A 14342-nucleotide genomic window follows, 5' to 3' on the forward strand; every position below is an offset into this window, starting at 1 on the left:
CGGCGGCCATGCGAATCGATTGGTCCACGCTCGCGTTGCAGACCATCAATGCGCTCGTGCTCATATGGCTGCTGGCGCGCTTCCTGTTCCGTCCGGTCGCGGACATCATCGCCGAGCGTCAGAAAGCGGCGCAAGCGCTGATCGCGGACGCTGACGCAGCGAAGCACGCTGCAACGCTCGAGCGCGATGCGGCGGTTCGCGAGACGCAGCGGCTTGTCTCCGCTCGCGCCGAAGCCATGAAAACGATCGCTGCGGAAGCTGAGAGCGAGAAGGCTGCGCTGCTGGCCGCGGCGCACGCTGACTCGGACAGGCTGCGCGCGACAGCCGCCGCCGAAACAGAGGCGGCCTGCCTGGAACAGGGAAAACTTGTCGCAGCCCGGGCGAGCCAACTCGCCTGCGACATCGCGACAAAGCTGCTTGACCGGTTGCCTGAAAGTGCGCGGGTGAGCGGTTTTGTCGAAGGTCTGGTTGACGGGGTCATGCAACTGCCCGCACAGGTTCGCGCGGAACTCGGCGTAAACGGTGTTGCGCTTTCGCTGTCCGTACCGCGCACGCTTAGCCAGCAGGAGCAGGAGAGCTGCCGCGCCGCGCTGGCAGGCTGTCTGAACAGGCCGATATCCCTCCAGATTGCGGTCGACCCTTCGCTGATCGCAGGCATGGAATTGATGGCTGCGCACGCGGTGGTGCGCAACAGTTTCAAGGCAGATCTCGCGCAGATCAGCGCGGCTTTGCAGAGTAGCGACAATGGGCCCCGCTGATATGACCGGTGATCCCTGGCTTGCGGACCAGCGCGACACACTCGCCCGAACCGTTGTGAAGCCGCAGGCGCAGACGCTCGGCCGCGTTGAACGTTTTGGCGATGGCATTGCATTTGTCTCGGGACTGCCGGATGCGGCCCTGAACGAACTGCTCCGTTTCGAGAGCGGCGCGACCGGCTTCGCACACACGCTGGACGCGGACGTCATCAGTGTCGTGCTGCTGGACGACGGCACGTCGGTTGAAGCGGGCTCCTGCGTAACCCGCACCGGCACCGTGCTCGAAGTGCCGGTCGGAGACGGGCTTCTGGGGCGTGTGATCGATCCGCTCGGGCGACCACTCGACCGCGACGATCCCATCGTTGCCGATAGGCGCATGCCGGTCGAACGGCCTGCGCCGGCGATTATCGAGCGCGACCTTGTCAGCGAACCGGTCGAAACGGGCGTGCTGCTCGTCGATGCGTTGTTCGCGATCGGCCGCGGGCAGCGCGAACTCATCATTGGCGACCGTGCCACGGGCAAGACCGCTTTAGCGATCGACACAATCGTCAACCAGAAGCATTCGGACATGATCTGCGTCTATGTCGCGATTGGCCAGCGCACGACCGCTGTGCAGCGGGTCATCGAATCGGTGCGTCAGTACGGTGCGCCCGAGCGCTGCATCTTCGTTGTCGCCGCCGCGGCGTCAGCGCCGGGATTGCAATGGATCGCACCTTTCGCGGGCTTCACGATCGCCGAGTATTTTCGCGATCGGGGACAGCATGCATTGATTGTGGTCGACGACCTGACCAAGCATGCCGCGACGCACCGTGAATTGGCGCTGCTGACGCGCGAGCCGCCGGGACGCGAGGCCTATCCGGGTGACATCTTCTATGTTCACGCCCGCCTGCTTGAGCGCGCGGCGAAGCTTTCGGCCGGGCTGGGTGGCGGTTCGCTGACCGCGCTGCCGATCGCGGAAACCGACATGGGCAACCTGTCCGCGTATATCCCGACCAATCTCATTTCGATCACGGATGGTCAGATCGTGCTCGACGGGGCGCTGTTCGCGGCGAACCAGCGTCCGGCGGTCGATGTGGGCTTGAGCGTCAGCCGCGTCGGCGGCAAGGCGCAGCATCCGGCTTTGCGAGGTGTGTCGGGACGGCTGCGCCTCGATTACGCGCAGTTTCTGGAGCTGGAGATGTTCAGCCGGTTCGGGGGACTGGCGGACGTGCACGTCGCCGGCAAGATAGCTCGCGGGGAACGTATTCGTGCGTTGATCGCGCAGCCGCGCTTCAGCGCGTTAAGCACGCTCGAACAGATCGCACTGCTGTCAGCACTGGCGGATGGGGTGTTCGATTCGGTGCCGGGCAGGATTGTCGCGCAAGTGCGAACACAACTGGCTGGGCATCTGGAAACCCAGCGCCTGCAAGCCCAGATTGCGCAAGGCTTTTCGCTGTCTTCACCGGCGCCGTTGAGCGCCGGCGTGCAGGCGGTGCTCGTCGCCGCGGTTCGTGAATTGGTGCAGCAGCTCGCGCCAACGGCCGCTAGCGGCACGGCAAGCGTCGAGAATCGGCCATGAGCGGAAAACTCACCGAAATCGAATCGCGCAGCGCGACCGCCCGGCAACTGGATGCCGTCATTGGCGCGATGCGTGGCATTGCGGCAGCACGCTCGCGCGAAGCGCAAGGGCGGCTGCCTGGCATCCGTTCGTCGGCTTTGACAGTTGGCGCTGCGATCGGTGCCGTGCTGGCCCACGGTTCAACTGAACCTGCGCGCATGCCGGACCACGACGCGCGGATCGTCATCGCGCTGTGCGCGGAACAGGGTTTTGTCGGCTCGTTCAACGAGCAGATCATCGATCAGGCGTTGTCTCGTCTGGCGTCGGCGCCGTGCGAACTGCTGCTCGTCGGTACGCGCGGCGAAATTGTGGCAAACGAACGCCGGCTGCCGTTCGCGTGGAGTTCTCCCGCGGCCTCCCATGCCGACGATGTGCCGTCGCTCGCGAGCCGGGTCACTGACGCGCTCTATACGCGTCTTGGCAATCGAGGCGCGACTCACGTCTCGGTCATTCACGCAGTGCCGGGCATCGCCGTGCACTGCGAGATCGTTGAACACAGCCTGATTCCGTTCGATTTCTCGCGATTTTCTGTTGAGCGGCGCGTCCAGCCGCCGTTGCTCACATTGCCCGCTGACCATCTGCTTGCCGGACTAGTCGAAGCCTACGTGTATGTCGAGTTGTGCGAGGCGTTGATGCTGTCGTTCGCTGCGGAAAACGAGGCGCGCGTGCGCGCGATGCTGGCCGCGCGCGCCAATGTGAAGGAGACGCTCGCCGAACTCACGCAAAGCTACCGGCAGGTTCGTCAGGACGAGATCACAGCCGATATCGTGGAACTTGCGGCGGGTGCCACGGCAAGTTTTTGATCAGGTTCGGACGCAACCGCGATCGGGCTGCCTGCGTCTACGACGGCAGCAGCATCAGGACAGCTGCCGCACCCATCACCAGTGTAGCGATCGAGCCCAGAATGATGAGCGGCCGGCTCGCCGTGAACGCGCCCATTACCGATTTTCTGGACACAAGGATCAGAATCACAAGCATCAGCGGCACGGCCACTACGCCATTGATGACGGCGCTCCAGAACAACGCCTTCATCGGACTGATCGGCGAATACTGGATGGCGAGCGCCGCCAGCACGCTGACGGCGATGATGGCGTAGAAACCGCGTGCATCGCGCACCTTGCGCTCCAGCCCCTCGCGCCAGCCCATCGCTTCGGAGAGCGCATAGGCGCCGGACCCCGCCAGCACCGGTACGCCGATCAGTCCGACGCCGAGAATACCCAGCGCAAAAAGCACGTACGCGAAGTTGCCGGCAAGCGGTCGCAGCGCGCTCGCGGCTTGCGCGGCCGTCGTGATGTCGGTCATGCCGGCCGCGTGCAGGGTGACAGCAGTCGCGAGAATGATGAAATAGGCCGTGACGTCCGAATAGAACATGCCGCTCCAGGTGTCCCAGCGAATGCGCCGAAGCTCCGTGGGCGCAGCGCGCGCGTCACTCACCAGCGCAACGTTAGCGTCATGAGCCTGCATATCTTCGACTTCTTCGGCAGCCTGCCAGAAAAACAGGTAAGGGCTGATCGTCGTGCCGAACACGCCGACGACGACTGCCGCCGTATTGGCGTTCAATGTAAGGTGTGGCCAGAGCGTGCGCAGCGCAACTTGGCTCCACGGCACATGAACCGTAAACAACACGGCGGCATAGGCGAGCAGCGAGACGGTCAGCCACTTCAGAAAGAACACGTACCGATGGTAGGGCACAAGCATCTGCAACAGCAGTGTTCCAAACACGAAGCAGGCGGTCATCAGATGGCGATCGATGCCGCTCACAAGTTCCGCGACTTCGCCCATGGCGGCGACGTCGGCGGCGATATTCAGGACATTGGCGACGAGCAGCAACAGCACGACGCCCTGAAGCACGACCGGTGGAAATGCGATCTTGATATTGGCGGCGAGCCCCCTGCCGGTCACCCGGCCGAGGTTCGCGCACATGGACTGCACAGCGGCCATCAACGGGAAGGCGAGCGGCATCGTCCAGAGCATGTTCAGACCGAACTGCGCGCCTGCCTGCGAGTAGGTGGCGATGCCGCTCGGATCGTCGTCGGCAACCCCGGTGATGAGGCCGGGGCCGACGCGTGCCAGCGGATGCTCCTTCAGACGTCCAAGAAGCGCATGAAAGCTTTTGGTCTCCGGCGACCCGTTGATGTCCACTGCTTTACCTCGCTGAGAGACGTTGGCATGGTTTTGTTCGAGAGCGGCGCACCTTGGCGCACGGTTTCAGCGGGAGGCGGCATAGTGACCGCTAGTGGTCACGCAACGTTGAAAACGCCTTGTACACGATTCGCGGGTCGTGCTGGCCCTTGTAGACGTCCGGTGCCGCAAGATCGAGTCCGAGTAGCGCGTACACCGCGTTTTGCGCGGAACGAATCGAGTATTCGACGGTGAAAACGACATCGTTGGGTAGCTCGCAGAACTGGCCCGTGAACGCAAGATTTTGCCAGCCGTCAGGCGTCACGTCCGGCCGGTCGCCCTCGCTGCGCGGCATGAACTGGCTCGTGATGAACGGCATCAGACAGGGAATGCAGTTGGCGTGTTCGAGAATGCGCGATGCCTCTGCTTCGATACCCAAATGACCAAGAATTTCGGTCAGGATTTCACGACCGGTGCATGCCGACATGGGCTTCCCGACGAAGTCGCCGGGCTGGTCGACCCGCAAGCCGTAGCCCCACAGCACCTGCACTTCCGCGGGTTGACCGATGAAATGCGGCTGATGCGGCAAGACGATGGACGCGAGCCAGCTCGACTCGGCAAACGTAATCAGGCCGCCTTCACCCGGCACATTGCCGGTCAGGTCGCGGATCAGCCGGAACAGCGTCGGGTCGCGCAACGTCACCGTGAATGACAGCCACTTCGACTCGTCGATATGGTCCGCGAAAACGGAAGGGTGGCCGAACTCGGGGCGGCCCGCAGCGATCGTCTTCCACAGGGGCCAGGCGCCCGTGCCGTCGACGGTATTCAAAAGGGCGGGTTGGTCCATGCCGCCAAGGCTGGAACCCGCTGTCATCGATCCCAGCGTGACGATGACCTTGTCTGCCGCTCTGACCGGTATCTCCAGACGCTGAAGTGCAGTTTCGCAAACGATGCCGCTGACCCGGTTCTCCGCGCTGCTTTCGTCGAACAGCAGATCGGTGACCCGGGTGTTCGGCCGGAACGCAACGCCATGCTCGTCCAGCCAGCGGCGAAGCGGCCGAATCATCGAGTCGTACTGGTTATAGACCGTGCGCATGATGCCGTGCAACTGGTTGAATCCGGAGGACATATGCGCGAAGCGAAGGAGATAGCGCCGAAACTCGACCACGCTATGCCACGGCTGGAACGCGAATGTCGTACACCACATCAACCAGAAATTTGTCTCGAAGAACGACGCATCGAAGTGATCGGATATCCGGCTGTTGCCGAGCATGATTTCGGGTTCGATTGAGAGTCGACCCAGTATCAGCAGATGCTGTTCACCCATTCCGTAAACGGGCGAATCTTCACGTTTGCCATTCCTGACGAGCCGCGCCCTTGATGAGGTTCTGGTGGTTTCGTTCCAGTCGAATATCTCCTGCGTCACGCTTTTGCTGCCGTCGAGAGTCGGTATCGACGAGAACAGCTCATAGGTACACAGATACTTGCTTTCGAGCATGCGCCCGCCGCGTACGATATAACCGCATTCCGCGGAGCCCGCGCCGTCCAGGCTGCCACCGGGCTTGTCGAGCGCTTCCAGAATGGCAATGTCGCGGCCGCGCACGTGCCCATCGCGGATCAGGAACGCCGCTGCCGCTAACGAGGCGATGCCGCCGCCGACGAGGTAAAACTTGCCGTCCTCTGCATCGTAGCTGTCGATTCCGGCCGTCAGGGACCGTTCGGGAATCTGGTCTGAGTTTCGCACGTGGATATTCCTTTTAATGTTCGTCGCCATCCGAATGTCGCGGGCTGCCCGGATGCACACCCCGGACGTTGATCCAACATACCCGCCGCGCCGGCATTCCGATTGAGTTGGATCAAGCAGAGCGGTCATCAGGGCGTGCCCGGTTGCCTCACATAGCGCGATCTGGTTCGCGTGCGGACGTTTGCGGGCGTTGTTTCGGCACATCTCGCAACCTTATGATCCGTATCAAAGCCTGCCGAGGCCGAGCTCATACGCTGGAGCAGCAAGTGGTGTTATCGCGATTCCCGAAGCGGCGATGTCATGAACGGGCGCTGGACGGGATTGGCGTCGTAACCTCGGAGGCGGTGGCGAAATGAACGATGGTTTTCGCGTGGCCGGCCTGGACGGTATCGATCCGCATGACGGCGCACGGGCGGTGCGCGCGTGGCGTTGGTTGCAGTGGATCCTGTTTGGCGCCAGCCTGCTCGCCATTCCCGCCTTTTACCTCGAACTGGCCGTTGACTCGCCCATGCTTCATCAGGTGGGCCGGGCGCTATACGTGTGCATGGTGGCCGGTTTTGCCACTTCGCTGGCCTGGATGGCGCATCTGAGCCGCAAACCCAGGCGGTTCCTCATGCGAAACCGCTACGACGTCCTGATCGCGGTTGGAGCTGGGGCCAGCGTCGCATGGGGCATCACCCCCTGGTCGTCACTCGAGTGGGTTCTGCGCATTCTGTTCATGGGACTGGTGGCGGCGCGAATAGTGGTGTCGCTGCGCGGATTCTTCTCGCCCAACCGATTGTTTCTGCTGCTTGCAACGGCCGCGGCTCTGCTTGCCTCGGCGGGCGCCGGGTTTTACTGGCTCGAACCGGGCGTGCACACCTACGCTGAGGGCGTCTGGCTCGCATTCGAAAGCAGCGCAACAGTTGGGTACGGAGATATGGCACCGACTACGCCGGCATCGCGCGTCTTTGCCGCGTTCGTCGTGTTGCTGGGCTACGGTCTGCTATCGCTCGTATTCGCCAGCATTGCAGCCATCTTTGTCGAACAGGAAGAGCGTCTGTTGCGCCGTGAAATGCATCGCGACATCAAGACTTTGCAAGCGGAAATCGCCTCACTGCGCAGAGAAGTATGCAGCCTGGGCGCCAAAGCGCATGTCGATGACGGCTCCGCCGAGCGAGACCCAACTTCTGACGCACACGACTGATCCATATAGATCCGCCGATGGGCGGCGCCGCGCGGGCAGAATGATATGTGTTGATACAAGTCAATCGTTCAACACCGTTCGCGCCGATGATTCAATCATGCCGCCCGTCGTACGTTGCTACCGTGGTGGCCTGACTTCGAAGAGATGCGCGCTCGACTGGCCACGTACACCCGGCGAACGAATTTGAAGTTCCGCAAAGGAGTGGTGGAATCAGCAGCGTCGCTGGACCCTGCCGGCAACGATGTATCGCCGATCTTCCTGTAGTCGAGAAAGAAGCCGGCCTCACCTGAGATATCGCGGCACGTCTTGGAGAACAGAGATGGGTGTCGGCATGCAAATCGTTTATCTCGGCTTTGCCGGGACGTCGCAGATCGAGGGCGAGGCGGCTACGCAACTGGTGCGTCTCGAACGGTTCAGCAGGTCTATCGCGGGTTGTCACCTGGCGATCGAGGCTATTCGTGAACGGTCGGGCGTTGCCGGAGTCAGCGCACCCGCCGCCGAGATCCGCTGTCCGGTTTTCGACGCGCGGCTTGATCTGATCATGCGTAACGGAGAGCTCGTGCCGATAGAGCATTGCCTGAACGCGGATCCCAATATAGCGGTGCGGGCCGCATTCGATGTCGCCGAGCGGAAACTCGACCGACGCCCGGTTTGACCGCTGCGCCAGGCAAGCTTGCGTCCGTTGCGGCGCTGTGCCTGTTTTTCCCGACACTCCATGAGGAGGGAGTCATGTACGCAAATATTCTGGTGGCAGTGGACGGCAGTGAAGCGTCGAAGTATGCGGTAAACGAGGCCATCCGGATCGCCAAACTGACAGGTGGCAAGCTGACGGCGGTGCATGTGTTGGACCAGTCTGCGGCGTTCACATACGCGGGTGCCTGCGATCCGCATCTGCTGACCGACACAGCGCGGCAGGTAGGACGCCGGTTCCTCGATGAGGCTTGCGCAAAGATGCAGGCGTTCGACGTGAAGGGTGAATCCGAGATCATCGAAACGCAAGGAATCGGCGAGGACGTTGCCAGTTGCCTCGCTCGCTGCGCCGCTCGGCTCGGTGCCGACCTTGTCGTGATGGGCACGCACGGGCGGCGCGGCATACGTCGCATGGTGGTGGGCAGTGTCGCGGAACGTTTCGTGCGGCAATCGACGTGTTCCGTGTTGCTGATCAGGGAGACGTGGACCGGTGCCTGAATGTTGTTCAGGCGGGCGTGGCGGCCGTTCACCTTCCACATGTGCCGCGTAGCGCCGCACAATTGATACACATCAATCGCTCTCTGGGAGCATCGCGTAGATTGAACGGACTGCCGCCGCGAACTCGTCGCAATGAAAGCCGCTCGCGAAGCAGTGCCAGGCGCGCGGGACCGGAAGGATTTCGGTGCGGGTTGCCAGGCGATGCTGCGCGATTACATCGAAACAGGAATGGACGCAGCATTTCGAGCGGGCGCTCAAGGGAGCGCTGGAAGGGCGTGCGCCGTTCGCGGTGCCGCCGTTTGTGAAACTCAACGGATCGGCGCAAGGAGAACACCATGTCGGCTAAGCGGGTTGCTTTTGTCACCGGAGGAATGGGCGGGCTCGGCGCTGCCATCAGTCGGCGTCTGCACGATGCCGGCATGATCGTTGCCATGTCGCATTCCGAGCGCAACGATCACGTCGCCACCTGGCTGATGCACGAACGCGACGCCGGCCGCCGCTTTCACGCCTACGAAGCCGACGTGACCAGTTTTGACTCGTGCGCACATTGCGCCGAGCGCGTCCTGAACGAATTTGGTTCGGTGGATATTCTCGTCAACAATGCCGGCATCACGCGCGATTCGACCTTTGCCAAGATGAACAAGGAAGACTGGGATCTGGTTCTGCGCACCGATCTCGATTCGCTGTTCAATATGACCAAGCCATTGCTAAAGGGGATGGTCGAACAACGGTTCGGACGCGTCGTCAACATCGGTTCGGTGAACGGCGCTCGCGGCGCGTTCGGTCAGACCAACTATGCGGCAGCCAAGGCGGGCATTCACGGCTTCACGATGTCACTTGCGCTGGAGGTCGCGAAACATGGCGTGACGGTCAACACGGTGTCGCCTGGCTATCTGGCGACTGCAATGACCGCCGCGATTCCCCAGGACGTCATGGATGCCAGAATCTTGCCGCAAATACCCGTCGGCCGACTCGGTCAACCTGACGAGATCGCGGCGCTGGTTTCGTTTCTCTGTTCGGACGACGCGGGTTTTGTCACAGGCGCGGATTTCGCGATCAACGGCGGCATGCATATGCGATGACCTTGGGAATGCTGCATTCGAACGATGCGTATCGCTTGATACATATCAGTCGTCGCGGCGCCCACCATCCTGAAGTCTGTCATAGAGCATGCTCGTTTCGATCAACGGAGGCAGCACATGAAAGCGCTCGTGTATCACGGTCCTGACAAGAAATCGCTGGACGAACGGCCCATTCCGCAACTCGCCGCCCCTACCGATGCGATTGTCAAGATGACGCGCACCACGATCTGCGGCACCGATCTGCACATTCTGAAAGGCGATGTGCCGACTTGCGAACCGGGGCGCATTCTCGGCCATGAAGGGGTCGGAATCGTGCAGCAGGTCGGCTCGGCGGTGTCGTCGTTCAAGCCCGGCGACCGGGTGTTGATCTCGTGCATTTCGTCGTGCGGAAAATGCGATTATTGCCGGCGTGGCATGTATTCACACTGCACCACCGGCGGCTGGATTCTCGGCAACAAGATCGATGGAACCCAGGCCGAATATGTGCGCATTCCGCACGCCGAGACCAGTTTGTACCCGATTCCCGCCGGTGCCGACGAAGAGGCGCTTGTGATGCTGTCGGACATCCTGCCGACCGGTTTCGAATGTGGTGTTCTGAACGGCAAGGTGCAGCCCGGCAGCACGGTGGCGATCGTCGGCGCTGGACCGATCGGCCTTGCAGCGTTGCTGACCGCTCAGTTTTATTCGCCGGCACAGATTGTGATGATCGATCGCGATCCGAATCGTCTTGAAGTCGCGAGCCGCTTCGGCGCCACGGCATGTATCGATATCGGGCGCGCCGATCCGGCCGCCGAAGTGATGAAGCTGACCGAACAGACCGGAGTCGATTGTGCGATTGAGGCGGTCGGCATACCCGCAACGTTCGAGTTGTGCGAAGCGATAGTCGCACCCGGTGGCGTGATCGCGAATGTCGGCGTGCACGGCGTAAAGGCCGATCTGCACCTCGAAAAACTGTGGGATCGCAACATCGCGATTACGACGCGCCTCGTCGATACCGTCAGCACGCCGATGCTGCTCAAGACTGTTCGCGCCGGCCGCATCGATCCGGCGAAACTCATTACACACCGTTTCCGACTTGAGGATATGGCCAGCGCTTACGACACGTTCGGCCGCGCGGCCGAGACGCGCGCATTGAAGGTAATCATCGAGGTGACCTAGGCCGCGTCGCTTCGGCGCCGCGTCATATCGGCGGCTGCACGTAGAAGCGCCGCTGTATTTTTGCGAGCCATCAAGGAGCAGGCAATGAAGTCGGACACGGAATTGAAACGGCAGGTCGAGGACGAACTGGCGTGGGATCCGGCAGTTGACATCACGGATATCGGCGTTGAAGTGCGCGACCGTGTGGTGACGCTGTCCGGGCACCCAACCAGCTACGCCGAGAAACTCGCGGCGGAAAAGGCTGCGCAACGGGTGGCCGGCGTGAAGGCGGTCGTGGTGGAAATGGACATCCGCCTGCTGCATACGGATGTACGGACCGATGAGGACATTGCCAACGCTGTTCGCACCATCCTGCGTTGGACCGTCGGCCTGTATGAAGACGCTGTCAAGGTTCAGGTCGAGAAGGGCTGGGTGACGTTGAGTGGCGAGGTGGATGGTGCTTATCACAGCCACGTCGCCACGCGGACCGTTTCGCACATGCGCGGTGTGACGGGCGTGTCGAACATGATGCGTATCGGCGGTGCCGTCGCCGCGCAGGATATCGGCAATCAGATTAGCGAGGCACTGCAGCGCCATGCCGAGCGCGAAGCGAGACACATCGCTATCAAGGTACATGAAGGTACGGTTACGCTGACGGGTAAGGTCGACTCCTTTGCCGAAAGGTGGGCCGCACGCGGGGCGGCATGGTCGGCGCCAGGCGTGCATGCGGTCATCGACAATCTGACAGTTGAATAACGTGCCGTGAGGGGCCGGGCGCGCCTCTTTGGAGCGGCTTGGGCTTCGCGCGGCCGAAAGATCAGGAGTGACTCATGGCACTTTCGGGTAACGTCTGCGACAGCGATTGGTCGGTGTCGGCGCTCACGCATCAGACGACTGGCGGCTTCGGCTGCACGATCCAGCTTAGCCACAATGCACCGGGTGGCGTCTTCAACCACGAGTTCAAACACGGCGGCATTTTCCCGACCGAGCGTGACGCGGTGCTCGCCGGGTTGCGCGAAGGCATGGTCTGGGTGCAGCTCAAGTTGTCGAAGACGCTATCGGTTTAGGCGGGTGAAAGGCGCGTGCCAGGCGCGTGAAATGATCCATGTCAAATGGCAGGACCTCTTCCGCGCATAACCTGAATAGACACGAAGCCAAATCGCTGGTCGATTATCACGTCGCTGCGCCTGGCACCCACGAAACGCGTGGTGCGTGTGGTGTCGACGCGTTTGTGCAATCTGGCCGGTGATTGCATTGCCAGGTGGCGCCGTGGCGATGATCTGGGTTCGTAGGGGTAACCGGGAATGAGACAGTTCAGGAGACTAGCCATGCGTGCATCCGATGTAATGACCAGCAACGTGATATCCGTCATGCCCGACATGACCGTGCGCGAAGTTGCGAAGATTTTTGTCGATAAAGGAATCAGCGGCGCGCCCGTTGTAGATGCCCAAGGGCACGTCGCAGGCATGATCAGCGAAGGCGATCTGCTGCGCCGGGTAGAAGTCGGCACCGACGCACACCAGCGTTCGTCGTGGCTTGAGTTTTTTTCGTCGACTGATGACGCCAGAGACTACATCAAGACGCATGCACCGAAAGTTCGGGACGTGATGACTGTCAAAGTCGTTTCTGTGAGCGAAGACACGCCGCTGAGCGAAGTGGCCGGCATTCTGGAAAAACGGCGTATCAAGCGGGTTCCCGTGATAAGGGCGGGTCAGGTTGTCGGTATCGTGAGCCGTGCCAATCTTGTTCAGGCATTGGCCAGCATTCCCGATGAGCCGTTGGCGGACGCAGTCCTCTCGGATGCGGATATCCGTGCGACGCTAATGGGGGAACTGGCCGGCCATAAATGGGCCTTCGCCGGACGCAACATTGTCGTGAACGAAGGTGTTGTGCACCTGTGGGGCACTTTTCACTCGATGGAGGCAGTCGAAGCCGTTCGCGTTGCGGCAGAAAGCATTCCTGGAGTGAAGCGGGTGGAAGACCATACCGAACCTTACCCGGTGATGCCGGGAATATAAAAGGTCAAGCGCGAATTGTCTCGATGCGCCAGTCTCGTGATCGGGACGCGCGATTCTCAGGGCATAAGATCATGTATCGCAAGATCGTATTGGCCGTGGACGGAAGTGACGCATCGAAGCGCGCGTTGGACGAAGCGCTCTACATTGCTGCGCTTGCTAACGGGTGGCTTCATGCCGTCTATATCGTCAATCCATGGTGCGTTTCACCGTATGCCGGTTATTACGACCCGGAGGCGCTCCGCAAAGTGCTCCGTGAGGATGGGCGGATTACCCTGGAAGCTGTGCGCAAGGCTATGGCCGAACGTGGGGTGGCGGGCGATACCGAAATCGACGAAACGCTGAGCTCGGCGGACGATATCCCGAGTTGCCTGCATCGGTTCGTACAACGCCGCGGTGCCGAGCTTGTCGTGATGGGCACGCACGGCAGGCACGGCATCGGCAGGGCGGTGCTTGGCAGCGTCGCGGAGCAGTTCCTGCGCATGGCGACGTGCCCGGTGATACTGGTCCGAAGCGGCGGCACTGACTTACAGCAGACGCGAGTCCCTGCTCCTCATGGGTCTGCTTTCAGATGAAATACAAAGACTATTACGAGATTCTGGGCCTTGAGCGCGGCGCGTCTCAAGAGGATGTCAAACGTTCGTATCGCAAGCTCGCGCGCAAATACCACCCGGACATTAGCAAACATACTGATGCGGAAGACCGTTTCAAGGAACTGGGCGAGGCCTATGACGTGCTCAAGGATCCGGAGAAGCGTGCGGCCTACGACCGTATGGGCAGCGAATGGCGAAACGGCCAGGATTTTCAACCCCCACCGAACTGGGACGAGGGCTTCGAATTTAGCGGAGCCGGCAACGAGGCCGGCTCGCAAGCCGACTTCCATGATTTGTTCGAGTCGATATTTGGCGGAGCACGTGAAGCGCGTTCGCGACGGCACGCCTTCAACGCGCAAGGAGAGGATCACCACGCGAAGGTGCTTATCGATCTGGAAGATGCCTATCGCGGGGCCAAACGGTCGATTTCGCTGCAAGTGCCGATGATCGATACACAAGGCCATGTCACACTTGAATCGCGTACGCTGGATGTTTCGATTCCAAAGGGCATACGCGCCGGGCAGCATCTTCGTCTGAGCGGTCAGGGAGCGCCAGGCGCGACACCCGGAACCGCCGGCGATCTCTACCTGGAAATTGGCTTTCGGGAACACCCGCGCTTTCGCGTGAACGGGTGCGATGTTTCACTCGAGTTACCTGTTACCCCGTGGGAAGCGGCGTTAGGAGCGCACATTGCGGTCCCGACACCTGACGGTTCCGTCGAAATGACGGTACCGCCGGGTTCGGGCGATAGCAGGCGCTTACGGCTCAAAGGCAAAGGGATTCCAGCAAACCCGCCAGGCGATCTGTATGTGATCTTGAACATCGTACTACCGCCGGCCGACAACGATAGTGCGAAGGCGGCTTACGACGCGATGCGACAGGCATTCAACTTCGATCCCCGCGCGCACTTTTATGGGTGACCAT

Annotated in this window: 15 protein-coding genes; 13 read left to right on the forward strand and 2 right to left on the reverse strand. The window is 61.3% G+C overall.

Features of this window, described 5'->3' with window-relative positions:
• Positions 1-8 precede the first annotated feature (8 nt).
• The 3 genes from KHO31_RS17870 to KHO31_RS17880 are packed head-to-tail and all read left to right on the forward strand — an operon-like array spanning position 9 to position 3155.
• On the forward strand, positions 9-758 hold the full coding sequence (locus tag KHO31_RS17870) for a F0F1 ATP synthase subunit delta (protein ID WP_211623826.1): 750 nt from the start codon (positions 9-11) through the stop codon (positions 756-758).
• Positions 745-2313: a F0F1 ATP synthase subunit alpha gene (locus KHO31_RS17875; RefSeq protein WP_236061614.1), complete on the forward strand. Its 1569-nt coding sequence runs from the start codon at positions 745-747 to the stop codon at positions 2311-2313. The genes KHO31_RS17870 and KHO31_RS17875 overlap by 14 nt, the downstream gene beginning before the upstream one ends.
• Positions 2310-3155, forward strand: coding sequence for a F0F1 ATP synthase subunit gamma (locus KHO31_RS17880; RefSeq protein ID WP_201079800.1), 846 nt, complete (start codon positions 2310-2312; stop codon positions 3153-3155). The genes KHO31_RS17875 and KHO31_RS17880 overlap by 4 nt, the downstream gene beginning before the upstream one ends.
• Positions 3156-3192: 37 nt before the next feature.
• Here the strand turns inward: KHO31_RS17880 and KHO31_RS17885 are convergent, their stop codons facing one another.
• Both KHO31_RS17885 and KHO31_RS17890 read right to left on the reverse strand, forming a co-directional pair.
• Positions 3193-4494 (reverse strand): NRAMP family divalent metal transporter, encoded by a 1302-nt coding sequence (locus tag KHO31_RS17885; RefSeq protein ID WP_211623828.1) that lies wholly within the window; start codon positions 4492-4494, stop codon positions 3193-3195.
• A 91-nt stretch (positions 4495-4585) separates the two neighbouring features.
• Positions 4586-6199 (reverse strand): oleate hydratase, encoded by a 1614-nt coding sequence (locus KHO31_RS17890; protein WP_236071313.1) that lies wholly within the window; start codon positions 6197-6199, stop codon positions 4586-4588.
• A gap of 370 nt (positions 6200-6569) precedes the next feature.
• Between KHO31_RS17890 and KHO31_RS17895 the strand changes: the two genes are divergently transcribed.
• The 10 genes from KHO31_RS17895 (at position 6570) to KHO31_RS17940 (ending at position 14338) form a co-directional block, all read left to right on the forward strand.
• Positions 6570-7403 carry a potassium channel family protein gene (locus KHO31_RS17895; protein WP_201079806.1) on the forward strand — a complete coding sequence of 278 codons (834 nt, stop codon included), beginning with the start codon at positions 6570-6572 and terminating at the stop codon, positions 7401-7403.
• A 319-nt stretch (positions 7404-7722) separates the two neighbouring features.
• A complete protein-coding gene (locus KHO31_RS17900; RefSeq protein ID WP_201079808.1) occupies positions 7723-8058 on the forward strand; it encodes a hypothetical protein in 336 nt (111 codons plus the stop codon).
• A 74-nt stretch (positions 8059-8132) separates the two neighbouring features.
• Positions 8133-8591 carry a universal stress protein gene (locus tag KHO31_RS17905; protein WP_201079810.1) on the forward strand — a complete coding sequence of 153 codons (459 nt, stop codon included), beginning with the start codon at positions 8133-8135 and terminating at the stop codon, positions 8589-8591.
• A 335-nt stretch (positions 8592-8926) separates the two neighbouring features.
• Complete coding sequence (locus KHO31_RS17910) at positions 8927-9673, forward strand: beta-ketoacyl-ACP reductase (RefSeq protein ID WP_201079812.1); 747 nt, start codon at positions 8927-8929, stop codon at positions 9671-9673.
• Positions 9674-9790: 117 nt separating this feature from the next.
• On the forward strand, positions 9791-10831 hold the full coding sequence (locus KHO31_RS17915) for a zinc-dependent alcohol dehydrogenase family protein (protein ID WP_211623831.1): 1041 nt from the start codon (positions 9791-9793) through the stop codon (positions 10829-10831).
• Positions 10832-10915: 84 nt separating this feature from the next.
• Positions 10916-11566, forward strand: a complete 651-nt coding sequence (locus tag KHO31_RS17920; RefSeq protein ID WP_201079816.1) for a BON domain-containing protein — start codon at positions 10916-10918, stop codon at positions 11564-11566.
• A gap of 74 nt (positions 11567-11640) precedes the next feature.
• Positions 11641-11877 (forward strand): UDP-glucose 4-epimerase, encoded by a 237-nt coding sequence (locus tag KHO31_RS17925; RefSeq protein WP_201079818.1) that lies wholly within the window; start codon positions 11641-11643, stop codon positions 11875-11877.
• 261 nt (positions 11878-12138) lie between these two features.
• Positions 12139-12828, forward strand: a complete 690-nt coding sequence (locus KHO31_RS17930) for a CBS domain-containing protein (RefSeq protein ID WP_201079820.1) — start codon at positions 12139-12141, stop codon at positions 12826-12828.
• A gap of 71 nt (positions 12829-12899) precedes the next feature.
• Positions 12900-13400, forward strand: coding sequence for a universal stress protein (locus KHO31_RS17935; protein WP_201086197.1), 501 nt, complete (start codon positions 12900-12902; stop codon positions 13398-13400).
• On the forward strand, positions 13397-14338 hold the full coding sequence (locus KHO31_RS17940; RefSeq protein ID WP_211623833.1) for a DnaJ C-terminal domain-containing protein: 942 nt from the start codon (positions 13397-13399) through the stop codon (positions 14336-14338). Before KHO31_RS17935 ends, KHO31_RS17940 begins: the two co-directional genes overlap by 4 nt.
• The last annotated feature ends 4 nt before the right edge of the window (positions 14339-14342 follow it).

It is taken from the genome of Paraburkholderia domus (assembly GCF_905220705.1).
Classification (GTDB): Bacteria; Pseudomonadota; Gammaproteobacteria; order Burkholderiales; family Burkholderiaceae; genus Paraburkholderia; species Paraburkholderia domus.

Coding starts and splice junctions, on each gene's coding strand:
- KHO31_RS17870 (WP_211623826.1), top strand. CDS start 9: ATGCGAATCGATTGGTCCACGCTCGCGTTGCAGACCATCAATGCGCTC.
- KHO31_RS17875 (WP_236061614.1), top strand. CDS start 745: ATGGGCCCCGCTGATATGACCGGTGATCCCTGGCTTGCGGACCAGCGC.
- KHO31_RS17880 (WP_201079800.1), top strand. CDS start 2,310: ATGAGCGGAAAACTCACCGAAATCGAATCGCGCAGCGCGACCGCCCGG.
- KHO31_RS17895 (WP_201079806.1), top strand. CDS start 6,570: ATGAACGATGGTTTTCGCGTGGCCGGCCTGGACGGTATCGATCCGCAT.
- KHO31_RS17900 (WP_201079808.1), top strand. CDS start 7,723: ATGGGTGTCGGCATGCAAATCGTTTATCTCGGCTTTGCCGGGACGTCG.
- KHO31_RS17905 (WP_201079810.1), top strand. CDS start 8,133: ATGTACGCAAATATTCTGGTGGCAGTGGACGGCAGTGAAGCGTCGAAG.
- KHO31_RS17910 (WP_201079812.1), top strand. CDS start 8,927: ATGTCGGCTAAGCGGGTTGCTTTTGTCACCGGAGGAATGGGCGGGCTC.
- KHO31_RS17915 (WP_211623831.1), top strand. CDS start 9,791: ATGAAAGCGCTCGTGTATCACGGTCCTGACAAGAAATCGCTGGACGAA.
- KHO31_RS17920 (WP_201079816.1), top strand. CDS start 10,916: ATGAAGTCGGACACGGAATTGAAACGGCAGGTCGAGGACGAACTGGCG.
- KHO31_RS17925 (WP_201079818.1), top strand. CDS start 11,641: ATGGCACTTTCGGGTAACGTCTGCGACAGCGATTGGTCGGTGTCGGCG.
- KHO31_RS17930 (WP_201079820.1), top strand. CDS start 12,139: ATGCGTGCATCCGATGTAATGACCAGCAACGTGATATCCGTCATGCCC.
- KHO31_RS17935 (WP_201086197.1), top strand. CDS start 12,900: ATGTATCGCAAGATCGTATTGGCCGTGGACGGAAGTGACGCATCGAAG.
- KHO31_RS17940 (WP_211623833.1), top strand. CDS start 13,397: ATGAAATACAAAGACTATTACGAGATTCTGGGCCTTGAGCGCGGCGCG.